The organism is Domibacillus aminovorans, assembly GCF_001643235.1.
In the GTDB taxonomy this organism is placed as follows: Bacteria; Bacillota; Bacilli; order Bacillales; family Domibacillaceae; genus Domibacillus; species Domibacillus aminovorans.
On record NZ_LQWY01000042.1, the window covers coordinates 1 to 24,252 of the forward strand.

The window sequence follows — 24,252 nt, forward strand, 5'->3', positions numbered from 1 at the left end:
CCTTTTTCTCTAAATCGGAGATTTTAATTTTCATGGGAGTTCAAGAAAAGCGTACCTTTCAGCAAAAAGCCAAAGGGTACACTTTTGTGCGCAGTATTTTTCTTTTCTTAGCTGGTAATGCGTAAGCCTGTTACACGGTAGTTTGCTTATACTCTACGGATCACTTTTTTGTTTTTTCCATTTTAAATTATCTGTTTATTGAATCCTCGTTCCTCAATATCACGGGAATAAGATACAGTCAGCGCAATTTGTGAAGCAGCAGGAAGCGTGCTGCTCAATTCCCATTCTGTACAATCGGAAGGAGAAAGGACACTTTTGTTCCGCTTCCCCGAGTGCTTTGAATAGTCAGCCCTCGACCGTATAGCTGACTCAGCCGCTTATTCGTGTTATACAACCCGATGCCGCTTCGTTCAGCGCCGCTTAACACCGTTTTTATTTTCTCATGGTCCATTCCGGCTCCATCATCTTTAATAACGACTTGTATCCCATCTTTCGTTTTACTCACAAGCAAAGAAATAGTCAATAGACTGGTCCGCGCCGCCATTCCGTGCCGCACTGCGTTTTCCACTAGTGTTTGAATCGAAAGGGGTGGAACGGATGCATGAAGACTGTCGTCTTCTACACTCAAGCAAATCGACAACCTCTCTCCAAAGCGCTGCTGCTCGATATATAGATAGGATTGAACAAGATTCAGTTCCGATTCAATCGTGACGGTTTCCTGCAGATTTCCTCTTTCAAAACTTTTTTGCAAATAATTACCGAACTCAAGCAGCAGTTTGGTCATTTCATCCGGATCGATTTCACTTAATGCCGCAATGGTATTGAGCGTGTTGTATAAAAAATGTGGTTGCATTTGCGCCTGAAGCAGTGCGGCTTCTGTACGTGCCTGTTTTTGCAAAGACTGCTTCAGCTGAAGAAGCGCCGAAACTCTTGCCATCAGCTCTGCTTTTTCAACCGGCTTCAAGACGTAATCATTTGACCCCACTTGAAAGCCTACTTGTATATCTTCTATTTTCCCTCTTGCCGTCAATAACAGAATCGGAAGCTCTGATATGGAAAATTTCTCCCTTATTCGAGTTGTTAATTCATAGCCTGACATCCGAGGCATCATCACATCTGAAATCACCAGGCTCCATTTTTTGTCATAAAGACGCCGTAGCGCTTCTTCTCCATTTAAGCAGGATGTCACAGCATAGCCTTCCTGCTCTAACATTCGTTTCAGTATGGAGATGTTAACCGGATCATCGTCAATAAGCAAAATCGATTCCGTTACTTTGACAACAGATGGCTTTGGTATAAAAGCAGCCGGTCTTTCTTTTTTCACTTCCATTATGCTGGTTTGTCCTCTTTTCCTACTGAGCGGGAGCGAGAATGTAAAGATAGACCCTTTTCCAAGTGAAGACGAAACAGACAGCGTACCTCCATGCAGCTCAATCAACTGCGCACAAATACTTAATCCGAGCCCGATGCCGCTTCCAGTGGACTTAATGCTTGAATCAGCCTGCTCGTACGGCTGAAAAACCCGCTTTTGTATTTCTTTGTCCATCCCTATTCCGGTATCCTGAACTGAAATAAACGCCTGTCCATCCTGCTCATGCGCGGACACAGAAACAGTCCCTTTTTCTGTGAATTTCAGCGCGTTTTGAATAAAGTTAAACAAAATTTGCACCAATCTGTTTTCATCTGCATCCACCAATGGAAAAGCATCCGGTATTTGATTGTCAAAGTCAATCGGCATTCCTTCTTTTGAAAACGTCAACACGTCAAATACATACTCGACAAGGCTGTAAAGAGCGACCGGCTGCTTTGTCAAATGAATATGCCCTTCTTTCAGCGCGGAAATATCTGTTAAATCCTGAAGGGTGTAAGACATTTTTCGGGCAACCGACTCCATCATCTGTACCTGGCATTTTGTTTCTTCGGGCAACGGATTGCTTAAAAGTGACTGCGCAATGTTCATCATCGCATGAAGAGGATTGCGCAGCTCATGAGATGTATTCGCTAAAAAATCATCTTTCGTTTTATCCGCGCGCTGCAGTTTTTCATTCAGCTGCGTTTTTTCTTCAGCTGTATGATAAAAGCGCTTAAACCAAAACAGTGCAAAGCAGATAACCCCAATGAGTAAATCAAAAGGGTAGTACGGCACCGCCATTCCCGAGACAAAATGTTTTATTACACCCCATAATGTGCTGGATGAAACGGCAATCACAGTAAAGATAAGGTAAACTGCATACGGCTCTTTGCGAGAAAGCATTTTATAAAAAAGAAACGGGAAAAGAAATGTCGGCACGAGCATAACGAGACTAAAGATGACTGTCCCGAATCGATAAAAATCCTGATACGAAAAAACAACCAGGCTACCGATATAAGCGGCCGCAAACAGCTGAAACACCCGGAAGGTTTTATTGAACTGGTCCGGCACCAATGATTTTAAAAAATAAAAACTAGAAATGGATGCACAGGAATACAAAAGATAAATTAATTTCAGCCACGTCTCAAAACCAATATCGGGAACCACAAACCGAATCAGCTGGTCATCATCGATCAATATTGAAAAAGACATGCAAAAAACAGCAGCCGCAAACAGAAGCAAATTTCTCTTTTTGAAAACTAATATATATAGAATGACTAAATAAATTCCGTGAAAAAACAGAACTGCAAAAGCGATCAGCTGCATGGACATCGTGATTTGTTCATGCTGCTTAACAGCCTCTCTTGTTCCAAAATACACAGCATTCGAAATACCGCCTGATCGTGGAAAGTGGAAATTAGACACATGAATGACTAGATCAATCCTACCGTCCACGGCCTTGGCATTCACAGAAAAAGGAGCATTTTTTGGATTGGAGGAGGATTCATTCGTGCCAAGACGGCCCACTTCTTTTACCATCTGTCCATTTACAAACACACGGGAAGCAGAATCAATTCCCATAAACCGAATTCTGTATGTTTCCCGCTCATTTTGACCGGTTAAAATGCGCAAATGAAACGTCCCGTACCCATATGGGTCTCCATGCTCATTTCGAATCTTTTCCCTCCAGTCAGACGGCACACGAAGCCACTTGGCTTTTTTTAGTGACAGGTCATTTGGGCCCACTAGCTGCTCTGGATAAAAAGCCCACTCTCCATCCAGAAGCACGGGCCTTTCCGATAAGTCTGTTTTTGCAGCATCTACCACTCCTTTTTCTGCTTTCGGCATATCGGGATGGTTATAGGCATACAGCCAGGCAAATCGAAATCCTGTCAAGATCATTACAAAACAGAGGACAACCAGCCATACTTTTTGTTTTTCCATTATTCTGGATGCCCTACTACAACAAGTTTCATCTGTTTTTCTTTTACATACGCTAAAACCGTCATTAGCTTCATTCCTTTTATTCTCTCCCTCATGTGATCATAAGCGTTTCCATTATAGTACAGATGCAAACGAAATACAGAATATCAAATTATTTTAACTTTATCATTCTACTCTTACAAAATACTTATCAAAACAAAAAGCGCCTTCTAATACAGACGCAAATAGAACTACTTTTTTGTTTAATAAAAAATAGTATTAAAATATATACTATGATTAATGAAGCTACCTCTTTCGCGAATATTCATTAAAAATGCATAAAATCTTTACAATTATAACAATTCTTTTCCATTGTGACTACTACTGTTATAATGAAAATAAACTTAGGTCAATTGGATTACGAGCGAAAGAAGGTTTTCACATGCTACAGGCTATTTTAGTTGATGATGAATCATTGTCTTTGCAACTTCTAAAAAAAAAATTAGCGAATGTCGGCGGTGTAGAGGTAATCGGGGCATTTTCAAACGTAGAATCTGTTTTACAAGAAATAAAGAATCTCGATTTTCAAGTAGCCTTTTTGGATATCGAAATGGCAGGTATAAGCGGATTGGAACTAGCAGAAATCATTTTGGACCGGAACAGCAACATCCATATTGTGTTTATAACAGCTTACAGAGATTACGCTATTCAAGCATTTGAATTGGATTCTCTTGACTATTTACTAAAGCCAGTAATGGAAAGCCGCCTCGAAAAAACCATTGCACGGCTAAAGATGCAAGTAGAAAAGGAAATAAAAGAACAACAATTGCAAGAAAAGTCAGCTCCATCATCGATCAAAGTCATCTGCTTCAATGAATTTAGAGTGTACGCTGGAGACGAACTTGTAAAATGGAAAACAGCAAAAGCGAAAGAGTTGTTCGCCTTTTTCATTATGCACCTTCATACATATGTAAATCGGGATACGATTATCGATCTACTTTGGCCAGATTATGATTATAAAAAAGCAAAGATCCAACTTCATACGAATCTTTCTTACTTACGTAAAAGCCTTGAGTCCATGGGATACAAGCAAGCGCTTACGTTTTCTAATCAAAGTTACTCCTTAACGATGGACTATTTTTATTGCGACGCGATGGAGATGGAACGAATTATAGATGACCATTCGAAAATAGATGAAGACAATATAGCTGAAATGGAAAAAATTATCCCTTTGTATATTGGTGATTATATGGAAAAGAATTCTTTTGAATGGGCTTATTCAAAAGCACAGGTACTCAAGGATAAATGGTTGCAACAGCTCCAAAAAATGACCGATTACTATACAGAAAGCAATGAATACGATAAAAAGAGACAGTGTCTGCACATGATACTAAAATATAATCCGTATTCTGAACATGTGTTGCAACAGCTGATGATTCATTATATAGAAGAAGGTAATCGCGTGGACGCGATACAACTCTATCAAGACTTTGTAGCACTGTTATATCAAGACCTCGGAATTGAACCCGGGATCGCAACGAAGCGTTTATACGAATCGATACAGAATGCAGGGGGGATTCTCACTTGATTATTTGATCAAGTGAAACTTCATTCAGTGGGGCTCACTGCCCATTAATGCAAGGATACACTCTATAAATCCTAGATATACAAACGAGCCAGCTCCTTTTCACAAGATCTGGCTCGTTTAGAACTAGACTAGTTTTGGTATGATAAAATAAACAGTTTATTTTGAGGTAAATGCCTTTTTCACGATGTAATAGGATTCTTTTAATCGTTCTTCAGACTTAGGTAGATCCCATGTATCCCATGAATAAAGCTCCATATTTGGCAGTTTTCCTTTATTCAGTGCAGGCAATGAATCAATTACTTTCCCATCAGATTGTATAAAGAGCAGACCGGCTTTAATTCCTTCTATTTTTGTACTCGCATCCAATCCACGTTTATAAATATTTGACATCGCTTCTCGTTGACTCGGATCTTTCACATTTAACAGCAGCCAAGGAATGCGTACTTCGATTGTTCCAGATTCTTCATTCACAAAATAATCTGCAAGAGAATCGTATTCTGATGAAGCAGGATTTGCATTACCAAGCCGCAGCTTGCCTGTTTCATAGTAGCTAAACGGAATCTTTTTGTTTTCTTTCGGAATGTATTGCTCTCTATTCAATGCAAGGTTTATCTGATGAAAGGAACCACTGTTATTTACCGGTTCAGATGGTTGCGGTTTAATCATCTTTAAATCATGCCCATAATGATAAACAAAAGAATCATAGTATGCATCAACAAGTACACGTGACTGATTAGGGCCTTTCAAGTTAATCATGAAATCAATACCATTTTGAAAGGAAACATCTTTTATCGTATCAGATGTATGGTTTCCTTGATCTGGCACCGTGTCAAGTACAATGATGGGATACCCATTTTTCACATCATTCATATTGATTCGGAAATACAAGTATCGTTCGTCATAATCCATATACAACTTTTGCAGATTTCCATTTTTTTTCGTGTACAGAGGAGATACTTGATTCCAATCACTACTCTTTCCGTCAACTTTAATTTTATTGCGATCAAAGCTAAGCAGGCCAAATTGCTGCTCATTCGTCTGAGTATTAGACCAAAAAGGACGACGATCTGGATTATCATAATCCATCGTATTCCACGTTCTCTTGAACCATTCATCCTGCCATGTAAAGATTAATCCACCTAGTAGACCTTCATGCATGATATCTTCATACAGCCTCACAATAATGTCGCCCTGTTCTTTTTCAGATAAAAACCCTTGATTCCAGCCAAATGGATTTTCATGTGTCAATCCCCGTGATGCCGGTACTCCAAATTCGGCAATCAAAACAGGCATACTATGTGCTTTATGCAGATCTTTTAAATAAGCAGCATAATTATTAAAATCACCTCGATGGTCAACATATTTCTGATAATCTGCTTCATAATTTAAAAAGTCAGGATAATAGGGATACACATGATAAGAAGCAAATTGATTCGTTTTTTTCAGCGCACCTTTCGTCTGAATCATATTCGGATTGACACTAACAAGATCTTCCACATCATTTGGTTCAGATGGATGAGTCAATAAATCCGTTGTAACCCAATTTGTAAAGCTGACGGGACGTATCCAGTTATATTGATCGATTTCATAACTGACAAGCACATCAAGCTGTGCAGCGAGCCAATATTCAAAAGGATCTCCTTTAACGGTTTGAAAGTATGTTCCATCATAATCCCCTTTATTTTTGTGGCTATCATTCGTATTTTGTACCATAGATGGATCCCATTCAGTTCCCATGATCCATCCGATTACATATGGAGAAATGTCTGCTCGATATGTTCCACCGGCATGACCAGCTCGTGGTCTAATAACAGCATTTCCATGTATAACATCAACGATCCGCTTCATCTCCGCTTGAAATTCTATCGTATTTTTCTCGTGAAACGCATCGAGTGTATCAAGAAGAGATCCTTCATCAATCCAGATACCGTGAAAAACATAAATCGGTTGATCATGCTCCTCATTATAACGCTTCAATGCGTTATAAAACCCGGGTGGATGAAGTGTATAGATGCGAATAGAATTCGATCCCATTTCACCAATAGATTTAAACCAACGATAATATTCTTCTTCTGTTATCGCCGCCTCACCAGGAAATGTTTCGGGTTTTGCCATCCCAATATTGACACCTTTTATTTTTAATTTTTCCCATTTATCATTGACGAGCACTTCAAACGAATCATTCATGACTCTTGTCGTGTAAGAGGCCTCCCCTTCTTTCTTAGGGATGACTTTTTCTGTTTCCTTGAAATCCTTATTGAGGTCTTCCAAAATCGTCTTCATCATCGGTACATACGTATTCCAATAGAAAGACTCATTTGAATACAAGTTCATCATTTTTTGGAGCTGACTAAGTCCTTTCATTTGATAAAAAACAGGTGTAGTCGAAATATCATTAAAATCTCCAGCAAAATAATAGCTTCTTGCATTCTTATGTTGTGTTTCAATGACACCAGCAAATGTTAATGGAATGCCTTTCTCTATTAGTTCTTGTTTCCCTGATTTAGTTAAATCCCAGTTATAATTCGCTAACACGTCCGCTTTATTTTTAGCCGTAACGATATCAAACCAGTAGTGATAATCAGCACTTGTCTTCAGTCCAAACCGTGTTGTTCCTTTTTTGGTGAAGTTCAATTGAATTCCATTACCATCAAAATGTTTGTCTTCTTCCAAAACAACCACTTCATTGCTTACATCATTGACCAATATAAAGCCAGGTCCTTTGTAGCTCCAACTGTCTTTATAATCTTCTACAATCCATTGTGGAATTTCGTTATTTCGTTCAAGGTCGAGTTCATCAAAGAAGCGTCCCATCCATCCTGACCACTCTAACCCTAGAGTATCACTCATGCTTTGCCGCACGTTTTCATCTGTGGGAGATGCGAGTGCATTGAATTCCGCGATAAAAGTACTTCTCTTTTCCTGTTGCAAACGATCCTTAATCGCCTGCCATTCAGACTTTTCTAATCCTCCGTAGATAAGAGATGACCTTGCGCCTTCTCGTTTCTTGTCAATCCAGGGAAGATCTTCTTTATAAACGCCATACGTATCAGCCAAATAAATGACATCCATTTTGTCGTATGAATCAAGAAGCCGATTTATTTGATACGATTGATCTTCTTCATTCGGAACAAATCCATTGAAATCCACAGCTGCTTTATACGATTGTCCATTTTGTTTAACATAACCAAAATGATTGAGCACCCAAGTAATTCCTAAATGCTCTCGAAACGATTCATTCGGAACCGTTTTATCAATAATTGCTATTTGCAGTTCTTGTTTATCATCCAAAAACCAAAACAATATGGGAAGTAACAAGACAATCATAATCAAACCAGTGATACTGAGTATACGTTTCATTCTTCTAACCCTTTCCTTGATAACCCTTTTCGTTCCATATGACCCCATTCACTACGTTTTAGAAAAAACTGTAAAATTCCTTCACATCTCCAAAAAATAGTTAACGGTCTATACCAAAATACTTCAGTAAACGAATACATAAACAGACGGATGAGGTCAGTGATTTTAGGGTATGTTTTCAATGCCCATGCTTCAAATAACACAGATATCATCGAGAAAACGGAGCCATACAAAATAAAAAGAAAGGCCAGTATAATAGCAAATTCAAAGTAAATGCCACCAGTAAAAAATGCGAACACAATGTAGGTATAGCCACCTAATTCAATAAGTGGTCCTAAACACTCAATGAGCCAAAAGTAAGGAAATGATATCATTCCGACAGCACCGTATTTCGGATTCAACGTCATCTTTCTATGCTTCCATAAGCTTTCTAATAATCCTCGGTGCCATCTCGTCCGCTGACGCCGCAAATCTTTTATGTTTTCGGGTGCTTCTGTCCAGCAGACAGGATCTGGAACGAATACGATTCGATTACTAGACTTCTTCTGTTCCTTCATCATCCGGTGAAGTCGCACGACCAACTCCATATCTTCTCCAACGGTATTCTTTTCGTATCCACCAGCTTCAATCACCCACTTTTTTGAAAACACACTGAATGCGCCAGATATAATGAGCACCATATTATGTTTACTAAGGGCAACTCTCCCCACAAGAAAAGCTCGTAAATATTCAATCACCTGCATGATGACAAGTGATTTTTCAGAAAGTGAGACGCTCATAATGCTGCCCATTTGAATATCTGTTCCATTGGCGATACGAATGCTTCCACCGGAGGCAACTACTTCTTCATTAGACGTAATTATCGGCTTCATCACTTTTAATAATGACGTTGATTCTAAAATAGAATCTCCATCAATGGAACAAAAGTAAGGATATTTTGATAGATTTATACCGGCATTTAAAGCATCTGCTTTGCCACCATTCTGTTTAGTTATGAATAGCAAATTTGGATGAATCGCTGATCTATACACAGCGGTTACAGGTTTTGTATCCAATTGCTGACGAATTACTTTTTGAACGGGCTCCATTTGAAAATGGGCAATCATTTTATCTTGTGTTTTGTCAGAAGAACCATCATTTACTACGATTACTTCCATTTGTGGATAGCTTAGACTGAGTAAGGAATGTACACTATCTAAAATGCCTGCCTCTTCGTTATATGCAGGCACAATGATCGAGACCGGCTTCACGTATGTAATGTCTGAAAGCTCTTCATTTGACTCATGTTTATCCAATTTATATTCTTTCCTTAACTGCAAAAGAGCATAGAGAAACATCATACTATATGAGAAAATGACTAATAGCATGTAAATAAAAATTATGCCACCAAAAAACAGCAACAAATAGGATGTGAATGTAGACATATAGATCGAATCACCCCTTTCCAATTACCTCTTGTACCATATCAAACACAAAGCGATCATTTGTAGTTGCCATAATCGATTCAAGAATCTCTTTTCCCCTTTTGTTGGAATGAATAGACTGTGCTGCCCGTGAACGAACCCACCATGAAGAATCCTTTAATAAATCTTGTAAATAAGGTAGTGATTTGCTCATTGGTACATGTACCAACAATTTTGCAACCATCATCCGCTCTTCCCAGTAAGGGGATTGAAGGAAATGGTAATAAAGATCTATTTCACGGATAAGACCGATTTGATCGATTGATTTTAATGCACGAATACGAGTTTCTGACGAATCATCGTTGAGTCTTTTTTCTAAAAATGGAACAAATTCAACTAAATTTTTCATACCTACAATATCAATAATTATATTTTTCAGTATACTTGGTAAAGATTCGTATTGATCAATAAGTGTTTCAAACTGCTGTTGATTTAAGTAATAAAGCAGCTTCTTGTATTCCATTTCACCAAAGTCAGCTTTTGGGTGTAAAAGGAAAGAGATAAAATTTTGGCTTTCAAAAGTAGCTAAAACTTTATACATTTGAAAATATTCCTGTTTCGAATATTTTTTTTGACTATTCAGCATTTCGAAAACATCGTTTACTAGAAAATACAAACGGAAATCAGAAATTTTATATAGAGCATTTATACGGATACTCCATTTGCTACTTTTCAATTGTTTTCGGTAATGCTCCTGCAAATAGCGCTCCATATACGCCGTTATTCGAAATAAAACATCCTCCCCACTAATATTTTTCGTATATCGAACGAGCATTTCTTCAATCGCTCTTATGTCTAATCGCGTATGAGGAATTAAGTCCTTAGATAGTACTTTCCCTTCTATTAAATAAAGGTATAGTTTATCATTATGTTTTTTTATATATTGCTCAACTTTTGCTAACGAACGAGTTTCTATCATTCGCTGGACAATAATATAGATAAATACCGCGATTAAAAGACTTATTAACAACAAAATACCGATCAATAATAAAAGCAATTTGTTTTCTATCATGATCGTAACCTCGCTAGCAGCCTCTTTAATCTTGCAGCGACAAGCTTTACATTATACGGTTTTATAATATATTCATCCACCCCTGCTTCAAATGCGTATACCATATCCTCTTCTGTTTTTAATTTTGAAAGCATGAAAACAATATATTTCTTGTTATTTGGCATGCGACGAAGTTCATGAAGCACTGCTATACCATTCTTCTTCGGTAAAATATCATTCATAATAACGATATGGGTATGGCCGGATTGAGACCAGGATGATTGTAAAAATTGATTACCATCATTAAATGTCTGAATACTCAGCTCAAAATAGTCAATAGCTATTCGTTGCAGCATGGTCAGTAAAATACTTTTCATCACTTCGTCGTCTTCAATAATGCTTACCTTAATTTTTTCTATCTCAGGCTTATTAAACATTTCAACGATGTAGATTTCTTTATCCCCTTTAACGTTTGCTAGTTGAAGTGCTTCTTCTCCGGCACTAAGCGCTTCTGCGTAACTGGTTGTACTATTCGCAATTTCAACGATACTGGCTGATAAGCCAATTTGCATGTCTGTCCCTTGTTCAAAAGCAATGTAAGGAATAGATTGGAAGATTCGTTTCAGAAAATATTTTGCCTCTTCTTGTCCGGAATGAAGCATTAGAATAGTCCATCCATTTCTCTGAGGTAGTTGGAAGATCAGATCTATATTTCTTATTTTATTACTAAGATACTCATTTATTTGCTGGAAAGCTCGGTTCGCACTATCATCACCGTACTGTTCGAACAATTCATTGAAAGCGTGAATAGCTACAAATACAAGTGTAAATGATGTTTTGGAGCGGGCCACATTAGCAGCTTGTAAATCATAAATCCAGTGCAATAAATCAAAATCATGTGAGTCCATATTAGAAAGTGGGCGAGATATGAGTGATATCGATTTCATTTCTTGCTTCATTAATAGGTTCACCTTCCTTTTTATTATCTTCAAAAAGCAATACTTTTTATAAAACGATCCTTTTTCCTATTCCCTACATCATATTGATAGACACTTACACATTTCTTTTAACATTCTTATTAATCTCTTAAAAACGATAAAAAAGGGTATCCTAAAGGTTTATACGTAAAAAAATTCAGATATGACTCCATTGTCCATCTGAATTTTTCTACTACAATTTGATTGTCTTGTCATCTTACCCTTCCATATATCTACATGATCCACTGATAATATATCGATACGGTTTGCCTTGTTTATTTAAAAAAGGAACGATGGTTGTTTGTACCCAATATAACTCTCCATCCTTTGTTCGGTTACAAATATCACCTTTCCACTCTTTTCCGCATTTTACTAATTTCCATATATTATCATAAAATGTCTTTGTATGATATCCTGAATAAAGGATAGAGTGATCCTGTTCAATTAATTCTTCACGTGAATATTTTGAAACCTTACAAAATGGATCATTCACAAATGTGATTCTCCCTCTTTGATCTGTTATCGCCACAACAACTGCTTGATCAAAGGAATGCTTAACAGCTTTGAATTTTTCAAATGCATAAACATTCTTATTATTGCATCCCATTTTATCATCCCTTTATGTTAACTAATTTATAGGCCTCATTGTACCATCACACTCTTAAATCTTTCTTACAAAATGGGGTACAACCGAGATACGTGTAAATGGGAGCATATCAAATATAATTTTATAAAATTATCCTTTATGTCCTCCTATATGGTTTGCTCTGCTCAAATACGTTCCACCTTTCATGAGATTGTATGCCTTGAAAATCGCATCCTTCCCATAACGATTCCTTAACTCATCCATCACCGTATCAATCGCATGGCTTTTCTCCATCTCATCTGCCGCTGTAAATAAATCAAGTTGTTCATATTCAAATTTGCGCAGTTTACCGCAGGAAACATATATTTGTCGTACAGGCTGTCCTTGCCAGTGCTGTCGAAAGATCCTGATAAAATGATCGGTTAACTCCATCGTGTGATTTGTACTCTTCGGCAGCTGCATCTGTTTATTGAATCCTCGTTCCTCAATATCACGTGCATAGGATACGGTCAGAGCAATCTTTGAAGCAGATACCCCATGTTTACGGAGCCGAGAACTAACCTCATCCACCATTTCTTTTATAACGATGGTAATTTCATTGTCTTTATAGTAGTCCCTCATGAGCACTTGTCCCTTTGAGAATGACTTTTCTCCGTTTGAAAGGCTGTCCCGTTCAGACAAAATGGTGTAGTCTACGCCCCAGGAATGATAGTAATGCTGTAATCCCATAATACCGAACTGATCTTTCAGCTTATTTTTGTCTGAGTGGGCTAAATCGTAGATACTTTCAATGCCCATCCTTTTCAGCCGTTCTTCATAGCCATATGAAATGCCCCACATATCTGTTAGCTTTGGAATACGCCAAATGGTTTCGGGAATGTTCTCATAGCTCCAATAGGCCATCCCATTGGGTACTTTTTTTGATTCGTTATCAAGGGCTAATTTGGCAAGCAATGGATTATCCCCGATTCCGATCGTTACGACCAGCCTTAATTCCTTAAATATCGTTTGCTGAATCTTTCGAGCAATTTCAAACTTATCCCCATACAATTTAGTTACAAAAATGTTGTAAATTACCATTTCATCTATCGAGTAGATGTGTAAATCTTCATCGGCAACAAATCGTTTCACGATGTCCACGATCATTTTATTTACCTTCAAATACAGCCCCATTGAGGGTTCAACAATGATTAATCGAGGATCATTCCGATTGATTTCCCAGTTCCTTGAGCCAGTGGAAATACCCAATTCCTGCTTTACTTTAGGGCTTGACGCTAATATAACCGATCCCGGCCGATCTTTATTTGCTACGACGATCACATACGCATGAAGCGGATGAATCCTACGACGGACAGCTTCAATTGATGCAAAGTAAGATTTGACATCAATAAAAAGCAAATCGCGTTTGGGCAGTGTACTGTAATCAATTTCCATACTCGTCGCCCGCTTCTACAAAGCGAATAGAAACAATGTCCTTTAAACAGAACATTCCCTTTCCAATCAATATCAGACGCCCATTATAGCTATTTAATGACTGTACAATGCCTGTAGCTTCAATATAAGGAAGTCCGAACGTATTTACTTCGATTAAAATCGGTTTCGATTGATGATACGATTCATTCACCATTCGATTAAACTCTTCTGCCGCTTGTTCATCCAGAAAAAGCGGCGGTTTTTCTGTTTCTTCCATTTTAATCATTTCCACATGTTCAGATAATAACATTCCCTTCCATTTCAACATCTTTCGGTCATTATAGAGCATATTGTGTCCCTCCTATGGAACAAAGGTTCTTTTTATATAGTATACAAACGTAAGTTCTTTTATTCGAAAGTATTAAGAATAAATGTTTGGTATATGTATTATGATGGGATTTATAATATGAAAAAGGTACAATTTTAAATAAAAGGAGTGTGAACTATACATGCCAAGAGGTGAAGGTAAGTTTCTCATTAAGCAGCGGGCATTTTTAAAACTTTATATGATTAGCTTTGTCGAAGAACATAAAGTATATGGCTTGCAGGCAATGGATGAATTAAAAGCTAAGTTTAAGCAGTTAGGTTATGAACCGCAGCACTCCGAAGTATATCGTTCATTGCATGAGTTAATTGATGATGGCATTTTGGTTCGCCGTAAAAAAGCAATAGAAGGCATGAAATATAAAGAAGTGGTTGTGTATGAGTTGATTAATCTAGAAAAAGCGAAATTATATAAGAAACAAGTGAAAACGGATCTTGATCGCAGCATGAGTCTGCTACGAAAAGCACTGGAAGATGTTTACTAAAAGCAAGTAAAATGTTCCTCAATTTTATACAGGCATTATCCTCTTTACTAAGGATAGTGCCCTTTTCATTTTTCTGCGCAAAACTGCGCAGATTTGCGACTGCGAATAAGCTCTATGTACATAGCGCCATTTCCGGTTAATCATGGACATTAACCAAAGAAAATGTTATTTTATTCGGTAAATTGAAGAGAACACTATGGAGTTTCCAATGGAGTTCTATAATGATTACTGGCATATGCACTTACCAGTGGCTCAAGATTTTATAAATTCCAATAAAACACCCAATAAAGTTAAACGACTCTGCATTCAAACACTATTGGATAGAGCTGACCATCTTATACGAATGAAGCCAAATGACAAAGAAAAGTATCGAGTGGTGGTTGCAGTTGATTTACCTGATTTGTGGGGTACACAAATCATTGTATTTAAAGGTGACTCCTACTTTAAAAATTTCTTCAATTTGAAGGGGATGTCTACAGGCTGTTTTGTTTTACTTTCATCGACAAAGGGTTTATTTTAGCTCTAATGACATCAGTGTACAAATGTCTTTAAAACCCAGTTGTTCGTATAAACGTTTTGCCGGATTGCCGGTGAATACATGTAGCTGGACCTGTTGATAGCCTTGCTGTTTTAATTCAGTAAGGGCGTAGTTTATTAATTTCCTTCCAATCCCTGAAGAACGGTATTGAGGACTTACGTATAGGCTAAATATGCCTGCCGTTTGAACAGATTTTAGCGTGCTGAAATCCTGACCAATTAAAATCCATCCTTTTATCAGGTTATGTTCCTGCGCAATAAGATAATAGGCTCCGCTTTTTATTAAAAGATCAAACATATTTGCAGACGTCTGGTTGTCATTTTGCGCAAAGCCTACTGTGCTTTCTTCCACGGTTTTTCCCATCTTTTGAAACAGTCGAGCTTCTTCCTTTTTATTTGCTTTTCTAATAATAAGCAATAGACACACCTCGTTATTAATTTAAAGAATTAAGATAGTATATGTGTAGTTGTGAAAAAAGGTTTGATAAATGAATTGTCCCAGTCAATCTATGGCTTTTTCATATGATAAAAATATAAGTAGTAGGAAGAGCAAAATGGTCACTTGCGAGATTTAACCTAAAATCTTTTAAAAGAAGGGAGGTGGTGAAGAATGCCGTTTTATCCTCCAAATCCCGGTCCTAGACCATCCCGGCCTTATCCTAGACAAATGTTTCGCCCGCCTGGGTATTATCCGTCCGGTCTATATCCTAGACAGCGCCAAGACGAGTATAACGGACAACAACCTCCTGGTATGTGGAACACAATCTAAATCATGTTATGACACATGTGGGAATGTATCAAATGGAATCAATATGTTAAGACAGGTTGGTTCTTTCATGTCATTCTTTAATAATGGTAGATGATAGAAAACAAGGACATTCCGGACTCCAGGGAATGTCTTTGTTGAGCCTGTAGACAAAGTCTTTATTTTGAAGACGATGTCTGCAGGCTTTTTTTTTAATAAAAACAACAAGATCTTGTAGAGGGATTTGTATGCTATCAAAACAGCTGGAGGATCACCAAAATCAAATGGAGGTTATCTCGCTGGATCAGTTCGTGCCGAACGATCATTTAGTCCGTAAAATCGAGGCAGCCATTGATTTTGACTTTATTTATCCACTCGTTTAGATGTTCTTGTATCCATATTTTCCTTTAAAGATATAAATTGCACTCCCATCTCTTCTAACTGCTGGATAATGTTGAGGATATCTAATGTTTTGCGCCCTAAACGAGAGATGCTTTCTACTACAACAGTATCCCCTTGTCTGATTACATCGAACAATTGATTAAGTCCAATACGTTAGTTATTCAAGAAAAGGGCCAGATAATAGAATAACACTTGGAAGTTAATTTGGATATTTTCGGGAATAAACCTTTTTGCTGCAACTTAAATATAGACCTTCCCCTCCTTTTTGCATGGCATTTACCCATTTTTCAAGCAAAATAAATAATTTTACATTTTTTGTTGACCCTCACGTTACGTAATGCCTTAAAGTAAAGATTAAAGGGAGGTTACACAGCTATGAAAGTGAAAGAAGTTGCTGACTTGGTCGGCATCAGTGTGCGCACACTGCATCATTATGACGAAATCGGACTATTAAAACCGGAACAGACGTCTGAAGCCGGTTATCGCCTCTATTCCGATCATAATCTTGAAATGTTACAACAAATCTTATTTTTTAAAGAGCTTGGCTTCCCTTTGAAAAAAATAAAGGAAATCATCAATCGTCCTTGCTTCGATCGAGAGGAAGCACTCAAATTCCAACGAAAAACGCTGGTGGAAAAAAGGGCTCACATAGATAAGATGATCTCGACGATCGATAAGACGATTGAACATATGAAAGGATCGATCGAAATGACGAATAAAGAAAAATTCGAAGGGTTCGACTTCAGTCATAATCCGTATGAACAGGAAGCACGTGAACGTTGGGGTGACGAAGCAGTCGATAAATCAAACGCTAAACTGGCTAGCATGACAAAAGAGGAACAAAAAGTAATGCAAGAAGAAATGAACGCACTCTATCGCAGCCTGGCTGCTCTTCGTCACACTTCACCAGAATCAGATGAAGCTCAAGCAGCAATCAAGAAGTGGTACACCGTATTGAACAGCAATTTCGGAATCCATTATTCACTGGAGGCATTCAAGGGCCTAGGTCAAATGTATGTTGATGATGAGAGGTTCACGAAAAGCATCGACCAATTCGGTGTAGGACTGGCAAAATTCATGCGGGATGCTATGGCTTACTACGCTGACAATAATAAATGAACGAAAAAAAGGGTTTTCCTTCGTATAGGAAGCCCTTTTTTCAAATTCGTTGTCTAATCCCGCTTATACAATAGGATTTTTATCAAACTTTGTTTCAAACTATCAATCTTTATTATAAATTATCAAACTTTTTTCAAAAGCAACAGTTGGCAATACTAAGGCTTCGTGGTCTCCTATGTGTATTTGATTCACCGCAGGTTTGAGCAGAATAGCGCAGATTTAACTTTATATTTAGACTGTGTTAATTTTTAATGTTGATAATTAGACAAACCAAAGGGAAACCAAGATACTAAGGTTTCCCTTTGGTTATTCCACTAAAGCACCCGTTAATTTAATAAGGAAAAAAGCTACCGTAATGGTAGCTCCGTATTCTTCAACTAACCCACCTTTAGTTTGCTAAGGTTTCCTTCAGCCTAATTTATTCAACAGAAGTGCAAATTTCAATATAATGTCCATCTGGGTCTGCTACATATGCAACTGTTTGTCCCCACGGCTTTGTAACAGGTTCCTTTAAGATTGTAACCCCTTGTTGACGTAGGGTTTCGATTGTTGCTACAACATCTTCTACAACAAATCCAACCTCAAATGTTTGCGTTGGAGCAGAACCTTCAGGAACATTTAAGCCTGTTAACTCTTTTACATCCTTACGAGTGTTAATCGATAAAGTTATGGCACCTGTATCAAATTCAACATACGTATCTTGTTGCATCTTAACTGGCAGCCCAAGAATACCTTTATAGAAATCCATTGTTTTTTCAAAATCATTCACATATAAAATTACATATTTCATTACTAACTTCATTTTTCACCCTCCTCATTGAAAATTTAAGAACCCAAAATATTAGTCCATACCACATGTCTTAACAAGTTACCGAACGCTCTGCTCATTTTCCAGCCTACCACAAACATTTGTTCTTTAAAATATACCAATGATTCAGAAAACTAGCAAATATCAACATTATGTAGCTTTAAAATAAAGTTTGATTAAAATTCACCACTAACCCTTACACTAACAGCAATTAATAAAACGTTATTTTGAAAAAGATTGATCAAAATAACGGTTTTCTGTTTGATTAAATAACAACTTTTTATAATAAAGTTTGATCATTTCTTATTGGACTATAGCCCCCGATTGTTTAAGTACATTAATTCAAAAACTTTGATTATTATCAAGGATTATTTCCGAAATTTCTTCAATCACCTCAGTATAAGTTAAATTCGTTTTCTCAACTACTAATACTTCTGCAGCATCGTATATAATCCTCGAATACATCAAAATATTGAATTCTTTTATCTCACTAATATTATTCGAGTTAAATAGTGACTCCAGGTGTGTTTTTAAAGCATTCAGCATTTTCATTCGTAATAACGGGAATAAATTTTGATAGCTGTATGGACAGCTCATTTTTACTTGATTCAAATATTCGAATACGGCTTGAGTTAAACATGTAACTTGTTTCTGATTCCAAATATTCTCTTCCTTTGTATGAACATTAATCAATTCAGTAGCCGCGCCTTTGATCATCTCATCAAATAATTGGTATTTATCCTCATAATGCGCATAGAAAGTGGCTCTATTTATTTTTGCACGCTCAGTAATATTCTTTATTGTTATTTTTTCAATACCCTTCTTTCTTAAAAGATCTGTAAATGCTTCCTCAATCAGTTTTTTTGTTGCTGTCATTCGGATATTTTGTACTTTCATATTTCTCTCCTTATCACAACAAATCATCAATTTTGTTGGTTGTTACTGAGTATAAATCGTTTTACAATTACATTAAAGCAACAATTGTTGTTTTGATTATAACAAAAAAAAGGTGGTTTTATATATGAAAACAATCGCAATTATTGGTGCTGGTCCTGGTTTAGGGTTATCTCTAGCTAAAAAATTCGGCTCTAAAGATTTTAATGTCGCTTTAATTTCTTTACATGAGAGTACTTTAGTCCCGTTAGTAATCGAACTAAAAGCTTTAAATATTAATTCAAAGTATTATGTATCAGACGTTCGTGATTTAGAAAAACTAGGTTCTACATTAAAACAAGTACAATCGGATTTCGGAACAATAGATGTTGTAGAATTTAGTCCATATGCTGGTCCACAAACTTTTAGACATGCATTAGAAATGAACATTGATGATGTCGAGGAACAATACAAAATGCAAGTACTTCCTGCTATTAAATTAGTACAAACAGTCTTACCTTCCATGAAAGAAAAAGGATCTGGTGCTATTCTGTTTAATAGTGGAATATCAGCATTACACCCTATTCCGGAATTAGGCAATACAGGAATTGTATGTTCTGGTTTACGAAATTACGCTCTTAATTTACACAATTTATTAAAAGAAGAAGGCATCTATGTTGGTTTTCTTGCTGTGGCAACGTTAATAAAGAAGGGTACTGAGGGAGACCCTGACTTAATTGCTGAAACTTGGTATGATTTATATGATAAACAAGACCAATTCGAAACAGTTTATCCAAAAATGAATTAATGTTTTTTATTATGATAAAGGTTTCAGCCGATATTCTTTCTCTTACAGAATATCGGCTAGTTTATTAATGTATAATTTATAGTTATTTTTAATTGAGGAGAATGAAAACAATCCTTATAACAGGCGGTACATATGGTATTGGTAAGGGCATTGCTATGCACTATTTAAAAAAGGTGATCGTGTAATAGTAATTGGAAGCTCTTCTGCAAAAACAGGATTTTTAATCAAACTTTATTTTAAATAATCGAACTTTTATAAATTATCAAGACCTAAATTGAAAAAATCCTTTAAAATAAAAGGACGGCACATATTGTTCATGTTTAATATGTGCCGTCTCTTTGATTTTCTTTATTGTACTAACGCAGGTTAGTCATAATAAGAAAAGTCCACAGTTCCTTTGAAGGAATTTTGTTCTTAATTAGATAGTGAATGAATTTTTAATACCCAAGCAATAATACGCCATCGTTTAGAAACATATACTGTCTTCTTTTTCTTTTTTAAACTATCATATATTTGCAGAGCAGCTTTTTCTGGAGACGCTACCCAAAACATTTTATCTTTATCACCTTTAGCCATATTCGTATCAATGAACCCACATTTTACATCGGTCACTAAAACGTTTACCTTCTGCAACTTTAACTTTTTTCGAATACTGACTAGGTAATTAGATACAAAGGTTTTTGAAGCATTGTACGCAGGTGCAGTAGGATTCGCCATTAAGGCTCCAATAGACGATACACCTACTATATGTCCAGAACCTTTTGATACAAAATGTTTATACGCAATATTAGACATTACTACAAACCCTGAAACATTTACATCAATTGTCTCTTTTTCTAAATCCATGTTCAAATTAGAGTTAAGATGTCCCACACCAGAGCTAATAATAATTACATCCATTCCCTCCATTTCTTTGATAAGTTCTTCTAGAAGGTTCTTCGCGTCAGTTGGGTGTGAAATATCAATACACTTGATAAATGATTTGTGCGGGAGCTGTTTTTGAAGTTCAAGTAGATTTTCTGTTCTTCTAGCAACCAAACCAACTATATACCCCTCGTTCGATAAAACCGTAGCTAATTCTTTCCCAATACCAGAACTAGCACCAACAACTATTGCCTTTTTCAATACTCACTCACCACATTCTCCTTTTATTTTTTCTTCCACTAACCCCTTTAGTGAAGAATAGGTACGATGTCCCCTATAAAATGGTTTACATTTTTTTATAAACTTCTGAGTAGACCAATTTTAACTGTTCTCGTAATTCCTTTTTTTCTTCCTCTAACTTCTTAACCCTACGTTTTAATAAAGCAATAATGGCATCTTTGTTGTTCTCATCTATTTCACGTTCAATTTGTTTTGAAGTGAGGACTTGGACTTGCTGCTGCCGTAAAGAGTCGATCCGTTCTCTAATTTTGGGGTTGTTGTAAAGCGTTGCTTTGCTAACTCCCGATTCACTTGCTACGCTATTAAAGTTTATGCTTTCTTTCGCTTTTATAAGCCGTTTTATCGCTTCATCGACTTTTGAAAGGTATTTGCTTTTCTTTCTTCATGAAGCTGTTTTAAATGTTCTCTACGGTTATATTTAGTCATTTGTAACATCTTGCTTTCGTTTCATCCATTCTAATCGCCCAAAGATAATATTACCTTGTTTAATCATGTTGTATATGTCTTGTAATCTATTAAGGTTTTTCTGATTTTTCTCTAGGATTTCTTCTCGGCCATATTGCTGGGCAACTTCAATCATTTTGGATGTCGATTGAATATGAATCTCATATTTGGCAGCGTCCATTTCTGACAAACCTACAGCTAAATCTTTACATGGCTTACCACCGTTACAGGTTAAACATGGTGGTTCTTCTGCATATGGGCAATTTGTAGCTTTAAAATAATGTTTGATCAAAAATGCCCCACAAACCCTCATTTTAGAGTAAATAAAAAGAATCCATTTTGTAAAAAGATTGATCAAAATGAATTCCTCTTTTATGGATTTGAATTTAGTTTTTATAAAAAAGGTTGATCATTTTCTACATGTTTTGCTCAACAATCGCGCCCAATTGTAGAAAATATTATAAAGCACTTCTTTCTATTCTTTTTTGAAGTATCGTAAAAAGTATTAGATTAAAAATGTAAAAACAAACAGCATTTATTAAGGATGCAATGATAATACTCGCTACCCAAAATAAAGTATTTAATAATCTTATACTTAATAAATTCAGCTGAGTTAATATTGTTAGAATACTAACAAGAATTCCCCCTATAAAAAAATAGAGCAAATTCATAAAAAATAACCCTTTTGTTTTCTTACTCAATTTGGGAAGAAATCTTTTTAGATAGAAAAATTGTGCAACATCTAATAATGTGACTAAGAGGACAATCCAAAAAAAACCTATTGGTGGTGGCTTGTCGGCACCATCTAAAAAATTATTATCCACAAAAAGAAAAATGTTATTACATTGATGTTTATTATTTTTTTTAGTGTTATGTCATTCATAAAACGCCTCTTTTTATACCTTCTGAAGTTAGTTTCTTCAACTATTCTGCCCTTTTGCTTAATAACAATAATTTCAAATCTCCATAATTTTCGCAAGGGGTTACTTCATTATCTGGTCCTTTAATGGAACAACTCTATTGTCAATCAACAGTTCCTTAATCCACTTTTCAATTCAGATATTCTTTTCCTTTTCACTATAACACACCCTTAAATAATTTTTCCAAAGGGGTAAAACGGTGCATCATTTTTATAAACGGTACGACTTTATTTCAAACCAACAATATGAAGTCGCCTAAAAAATATAAGATCCAAAATGATCTTATATTTTGAGAAAGCTTGGATTGTCTATTGTGATGATTCACCAGATAAATGGAATTAATTTTTTTGTTTTCTTTTTGTATGCTGTAAATTGCTCTCCATATTTGTTTTGTAAATAATCATCGGATTTTGGAATATAGCCAAAAACAAATACTAAGAATAGACCTAGAGGAATAAGCAAACTATAAATATTATTAGATATGAGCACTAAACCTAGTACCCAAAGGCAATCTCCAAGATAATTAATATGAATCGCATATTTAAATAACCCGCCTGTATACAATTTTCCTTTATTTGCAGGATTGTCTTTAAAAGGTTTTCTAAGCAATTCTGAAACAGTATTTAACATACTGCCTACTAAAAACAATATCCAACCTATAATAAGTAAAGTCAAGTTTGGCTCCTGATTACCGATTATCATTAAAATGGGGAAGCCTAAATAATAAATTCCAAAAGCTGCACTGTTCATGATAGCTTCTTGCCAACTAATGCCTCTAGGTAGCCAAATAAACATCATAGCTGTTAGTCTAACTGTTGTAATAATTAATGCGATAAAAAGCCCGATTGAAATGGCTGATTTTTCGTAAGCAATGAAAAGTAAATAATATGCAATGATTAAATATATAATTTCAGCAAAAAAAATCAAAATTTTTTCTTTTATAGTTGGTTTGTGTATACCATACATGGGGATTAGCTCCTTCGTGTATTTATTTTATTGGGAAATATATTTCTATGATATTATGTTCCTCCAGTGTTGTATGAGGGTCCGTTTGATAAACTTCAAAAGGAGTACCATTCAGTTTATAATGATTTTCTTCAATCCATGCATGTAACTTTGTATGAATAGAAGGTAATTCATCATAAGAACCAATTAGTGTAGCCATTGCACAAATACCAGGGTTAAACACTTTTGTTTCATTTATAGCTTCTACAATGGGGATCGCAATTTCTACGTCATAGTTTTCTGGTACATATTCAGCACTATGAAAAATAGCAAGCGGTTTAGCCGTAGGTGTTAATTTTTCAAAAACTACTTTACTAAACAATTCATTAAAATGTATCAAGAAGTCAGAAATATTAATTTGTTTTCTCTGAGATAAAATATTGAATGTTAAATGATCGACAAGTTTGATGTCAATTTGGTCTAAATAACCCATGATGTTTTTCTCTTCTTCTAATAGTTGAATATCAAGCTCTAATTTCTTTAATAGAGAAGAATAAATAGTTATCTGTTGCGTTAGATTTTCTTGTTTGGTTTTCATTTTTACCTGAAAAAGATCGGTATCGTGCCAATTAATTAAAATAACCTTGATTTCATCGAGAGAAAATAAATAAGTTTTTAAGCGTGAAATCAATAATGCTGTTTCTAATTGTGAAATATTATAGTAACGATATCCGCTCTTAGCGTCTGTGAAAGCAGGCTTGAGAAGACCAATTTCATCATAGTAGCGAAGCGTTTTCAGAGTGAGATGTGATATTTTAGAGAACTCCCCAATTGAAAGCATAATGATCACCTCCTGTTATGTAGTACTTTAAATATAGAGTCTCCTGTTAGGGTAAGGTCAATCAATACAGGTGAATTTTTTATTAGGTTAATTAGTGGAATAGCGAAAACTCATTTTCAGTATTC

21 protein-coding genes and 2 pseudogenes are annotated in these 24,252 nt (G+C 36.1%); 6 read left to right on the plus strand and 17 right to left on the minus strand.

Translation table 11 applies throughout. The annotated features are described in order from the left end of the window. Window positions 1-274 precede the first annotated feature (274 nt). On the minus strand, window positions 275-3,295 hold the full coding sequence (locus AWH49_RS13735) for a hybrid sensor histidine kinase/response regulator (RefSeq protein WP_063966181.1): 3,021 nt from the start codon (window positions 3,293-3,295) through the stop codon (window positions 275-277). 421 nt (window positions 3,296-3,716) lie between these two features. Here AWH49_RS13735 and AWH49_RS13740 point away from each other — a divergent pair, with 421 nt between their 5' ends. Beyond that, window positions 3,717-4,862 carry a response regulator gene (locus tag AWH49_RS13740; RefSeq protein ID WP_063966182.1) on the plus strand — a complete coding sequence of 382 codons (1,146 nt, stop codon included), beginning with the start codon at window positions 3,717-3,719 and terminating at the stop codon, window positions 4,860-4,862. Between the two features lie 156 nt (window positions 4,863-5,018). On the opposite strand, the gene AWH49_RS13745 is transcribed toward AWH49_RS13740, so the two are convergent. From AWH49_RS13745 to AWH49_RS13775, 7 genes are all read right to left on the minus strand, one after another. Next, window positions 5,019-8,222 carry a hypothetical protein gene (locus AWH49_RS13745; protein WP_063966183.1) on the minus strand — a complete coding sequence of 1,068 codons (3,204 nt, stop codon included), beginning with the start codon at window positions 8,220-8,222 and terminating at the stop codon, window positions 5,019-5,021. Further along, window positions 8,219-9,646, minus strand: coding sequence for a glycosyltransferase family 2 protein (locus tag AWH49_RS13750; protein WP_063966184.1), 1,428 nt, complete (start codon window positions 9,644-9,646; stop codon window positions 8,219-8,221). Before AWH49_RS13750 ends, AWH49_RS13745 begins: the two co-directional genes overlap by 4 nt. Before the next feature lie 10 nt (window positions 9,647-9,656). Beyond that, on the minus strand, window positions 9,657-10,697 hold the full coding sequence (locus AWH49_RS13755; protein ID WP_063966185.1) for a HEAT repeat domain-containing protein: 1,041 nt from the start codon (window positions 10,695-10,697) through the stop codon (window positions 9,657-9,659). After that, entirely contained in the window at window positions 10,694-11,635 is a 942-nt protein-coding gene (locus AWH49_RS13760; RefSeq protein WP_063966186.1) for a response regulator, read from the minus strand. Before AWH49_RS13760 ends, AWH49_RS13755 begins: the two co-directional genes overlap by 4 nt. 235 nt (window positions 11,636-11,870) lie before the next feature. Continuing rightward, on the minus strand, window positions 11,871-12,260 hold the full coding sequence (locus AWH49_RS13765) for a PAS domain-containing protein (RefSeq protein WP_063966187.1): 390 nt from the start codon (window positions 12,258-12,260) through the stop codon (window positions 11,871-11,873). 129 nt (window positions 12,261-12,389) lie between these two features. Continuing rightward, window positions 12,390-13,673, minus strand: a complete 1,284-nt coding sequence (locus AWH49_RS13770) for a Y-family DNA polymerase (protein ID WP_063966188.1) — start codon at window positions 13,671-13,673, stop codon at window positions 12,390-12,392. Continuing rightward, a complete protein-coding gene (locus AWH49_RS13775; protein WP_063966189.1) occupies window positions 13,663-14,001 on the minus strand; it encodes a YolD-like family protein in 339 nt (112 codons plus the stop codon). The genes AWH49_RS13770 and AWH49_RS13775 overlap by 11 nt, the downstream gene beginning before the upstream one ends. A gap of 160 nt (window positions 14,002-14,161) precedes the next feature. On the opposite strand from AWH49_RS13775, the gene AWH49_RS13780 reads away from it, so the two are divergent. Both AWH49_RS13780 and AWH49_RS13785 read left to right on the plus strand, forming a co-directional pair. Then, window positions 14,162-14,521 (plus strand): replication termination protein, encoded by a 360-nt coding sequence (locus AWH49_RS13780; RefSeq protein WP_018393263.1) that lies wholly within the window; start codon window positions 14,162-14,164, stop codon window positions 14,519-14,521. A 181-nt stretch (window positions 14,522-14,702) separates the two neighbouring features. Continuing rightward, window positions 14,703-15,041, plus strand: coding sequence for a DUF3916 domain-containing protein (locus AWH49_RS13785; protein WP_342341793.1), 339 nt, complete (start codon window positions 14,703-14,705; stop codon window positions 15,039-15,041). On the opposite strand, the gene AWH49_RS13790 is transcribed toward AWH49_RS13785, so the two are convergent. Further along, a complete protein-coding gene (locus AWH49_RS13790; protein WP_082862853.1) occupies window positions 15,033-15,476 on the minus strand; it encodes a GNAT family N-acetyltransferase in 444 nt (147 codons plus the stop codon). The two genes, AWH49_RS13785 and AWH49_RS13790, sit on opposite strands and share 9 nt — an antisense overlap. A gap of 575 nt (window positions 15,477-16,051) precedes the next feature. Between AWH49_RS13790 and AWH49_RS21005 the strand changes: the two genes are divergently transcribed. Next, window positions 16,052-16,186 (plus strand): hypothetical protein, encoded by a 135-nt coding sequence (locus AWH49_RS21005; protein WP_280512834.1) that lies wholly within the window; start codon window positions 16,052-16,054, stop codon window positions 16,184-16,186. A 1-nt stretch (window position 16,187) separates the two neighbouring features. Here AWH49_RS21005 and AWH49_RS19370 read toward each other — a convergent pair. Continuing rightward, window positions 16,188-16,358 (minus strand): annotated as a pseudogene (locus AWH49_RS19370) (recombinase family protein); the annotation flags it as partial. A gap of 222 nt (window positions 16,359-16,580) precedes the next feature. Here AWH49_RS19370 and AWH49_RS13795 point away from each other — a divergent pair. Next, on the plus strand, window positions 16,581-17,324 hold the full coding sequence (locus AWH49_RS13795) for a MerR family transcriptional regulator (RefSeq protein ID WP_063966190.1): 744 nt from the start codon (window positions 16,581-16,583) through the stop codon (window positions 17,322-17,324). 418 nt (window positions 17,325-17,742) lie between these two features. Here AWH49_RS13795 and AWH49_RS13800 read toward each other — a convergent pair whose 3' ends face one another. Beyond that, window positions 17,743-18,126: a VOC family protein gene (locus AWH49_RS13800; protein WP_063966191.1), complete on the minus strand. Its 384-nt coding sequence runs from the start codon at window positions 18,124-18,126 to the stop codon at window positions 17,743-17,745. Between the two features lie 348 nt (window positions 18,127-18,474). After that, entirely contained in the window at window positions 18,475-19,029 is a 555-nt protein-coding gene (locus AWH49_RS13805) for a TetR/AcrR family transcriptional regulator (protein WP_063966192.1), read from the minus strand. A 124-nt stretch (window positions 19,030-19,153) separates the two neighbouring features. On the opposite strand from AWH49_RS13805, the gene AWH49_RS13810 reads away from it, so the two are divergent. Continuing rightward, on the plus strand, window positions 19,154-19,813 hold the full coding sequence (locus AWH49_RS13810) for an SDR family NAD(P)-dependent oxidoreductase (protein ID WP_063966193.1): 660 nt from the start codon (window positions 19,154-19,156) through the stop codon (window positions 19,811-19,813). 414 nt (window positions 19,814-20,227) lie between these two features. On the opposite strand, the gene AWH49_RS13815 is transcribed toward AWH49_RS13810, so the two are convergent. The 5 genes and pseudogenes from AWH49_RS13815 to AWH49_RS13830 all read right to left on the minus strand — a co-directional run bounded on the left by AWH49_RS13815 (window position 20,228) and on the right by AWH49_RS13830 (window position 24,127). After that, on the minus strand, window positions 20,228-20,938 hold the full coding sequence (locus AWH49_RS13815; RefSeq protein WP_063966194.1) for an SDR family NAD(P)-dependent oxidoreductase: 711 nt from the start codon (window positions 20,936-20,938) through the stop codon (window positions 20,228-20,230). A gap of 85 nt (window positions 20,939-21,023) precedes the next feature. Further along, window positions 21,024-21,403: pseudogene (locus AWH49_RS20805) on the minus strand (DUF6262 family protein). Continuing rightward, on the minus strand, window positions 21,396-21,779 hold the full coding sequence (locus tag AWH49_RS20530) for a hypothetical protein (protein WP_063966195.1): 384 nt from the start codon (window positions 21,777-21,779) through the stop codon (window positions 21,396-21,398). Before AWH49_RS20530 ends, AWH49_RS20805 begins: the two are co-directional and overlap by 8 nt. Before the next feature lie 883 nt (window positions 21,780-22,662). After that, window positions 22,663-23,307, minus strand: a complete 645-nt coding sequence (locus AWH49_RS13825) for a DUF1295 domain-containing protein (RefSeq protein ID WP_063966196.1) — start codon at window positions 23,305-23,307, stop codon at window positions 22,663-22,665. Between the two features lie 22 nt (window positions 23,308-23,329). Further along, window positions 23,330-24,127, minus strand: coding sequence for a MerR family transcriptional regulator (locus AWH49_RS13830; RefSeq protein ID WP_063966197.1), 798 nt, complete (start codon window positions 24,125-24,127; stop codon window positions 23,330-23,332). Window positions 24,128-24,252: the final 125 nt, after the last annotated feature.

Coding starts and splice junctions, on each gene's coding strand:
- AWH49_RS13755 (WP_063966185.1), bottom strand. CDS start 10,697: ATGATAGAAAACAAATTGCTTTTATTATTGATCGGTATTTTGTTGTTA.
- AWH49_RS13750 (WP_063966184.1), bottom strand. CDS start 9,646: ATGTCTACATTCACATCCTATTTGTTGCTGTTTTTTGGTGGCATAATT.
- AWH49_RS13770 (WP_063966188.1), bottom strand. CDS start 13,673: ATGGAAATTGATTACAGTACACTGCCCAAACGCGATTTGCTTTTTATT.
- AWH49_RS13800 (WP_063966191.1), bottom strand. CDS start 18,126: ATGAAGTTAGTAATGAAATATGTAATTTTATATGTGAATGATTTTGAA.
- AWH49_RS13795 (WP_063966190.1), top strand. CDS start 16,581: ATGAAAGTGAAAGAAGTTGCTGACTTGGTCGGCATCAGTGTGCGCACA.
- AWH49_RS13775 (WP_063966189.1), bottom strand. CDS start 14,001: ATGCTCTATAATGACCGAAAGATGTTGAAATGGAAGGGAATGTTATTA.
- AWH49_RS13805 (WP_063966192.1), bottom strand. CDS start 19,029: ATGAAAGTACAAAATATCCGAATGACAGCAACAAAAAAACTGATTGAG.
- AWH49_RS13780 (WP_018393263.1), top strand. CDS start 14,162: ATGCCAAGAGGTGAAGGTAAGTTTCTCATTAAGCAGCGGGCATTTTTA.
- AWH49_RS21005 (WP_280512834.1), top strand. CDS start 16,052: ATGCTATCAAAACAGCTGGAGGATCACCAAAATCAAATGGAGGTTATC.
- AWH49_RS13760 (WP_063966186.1), bottom strand. CDS start 11,635: ATGAAGCAAGAAATGAAATCGATATCACTCATATCTCGCCCACTTTCT.
- AWH49_RS13830 (WP_063966197.1), bottom strand. CDS start 24,127: ATGCTTTCAATTGGGGAGTTCTCTAAAATATCACATCTCACTCTGAAA.
- AWH49_RS13745 (WP_063966183.1), bottom strand. CDS start 8,222: ATGAAACGTATACTCAGTATCACTGGTTTGATTATGATTGTCTTGTTA.
- AWH49_RS13735 (WP_063966181.1), bottom strand. CDS start 3,295: ATGGAAAAACAAAAAGTATGGCTGGTTGTCCTCTGTTTTGTAATGATC.
- AWH49_RS13810 (WP_063966193.1), top strand. CDS start 19,154: ATGAAAACAATCGCAATTATTGGTGCTGGTCCTGGTTTAGGGTTATCT.
- AWH49_RS13765 (WP_063966187.1), bottom strand. CDS start 12,260: ATGGGATGCAATAATAAGAATGTTTATGCATTTGAAAAATTCAAAGCT.
- AWH49_RS13825 (WP_063966196.1), bottom strand. CDS start 23,307: ATGTATGGTATACACAAACCAACTATAAAAGAAAAAATTTTGATTTTT.
- AWH49_RS13740 (WP_063966182.1), top strand. CDS start 3,717: ATGCTACAGGCTATTTTAGTTGATGATGAATCATTGTCTTTGCAACTT.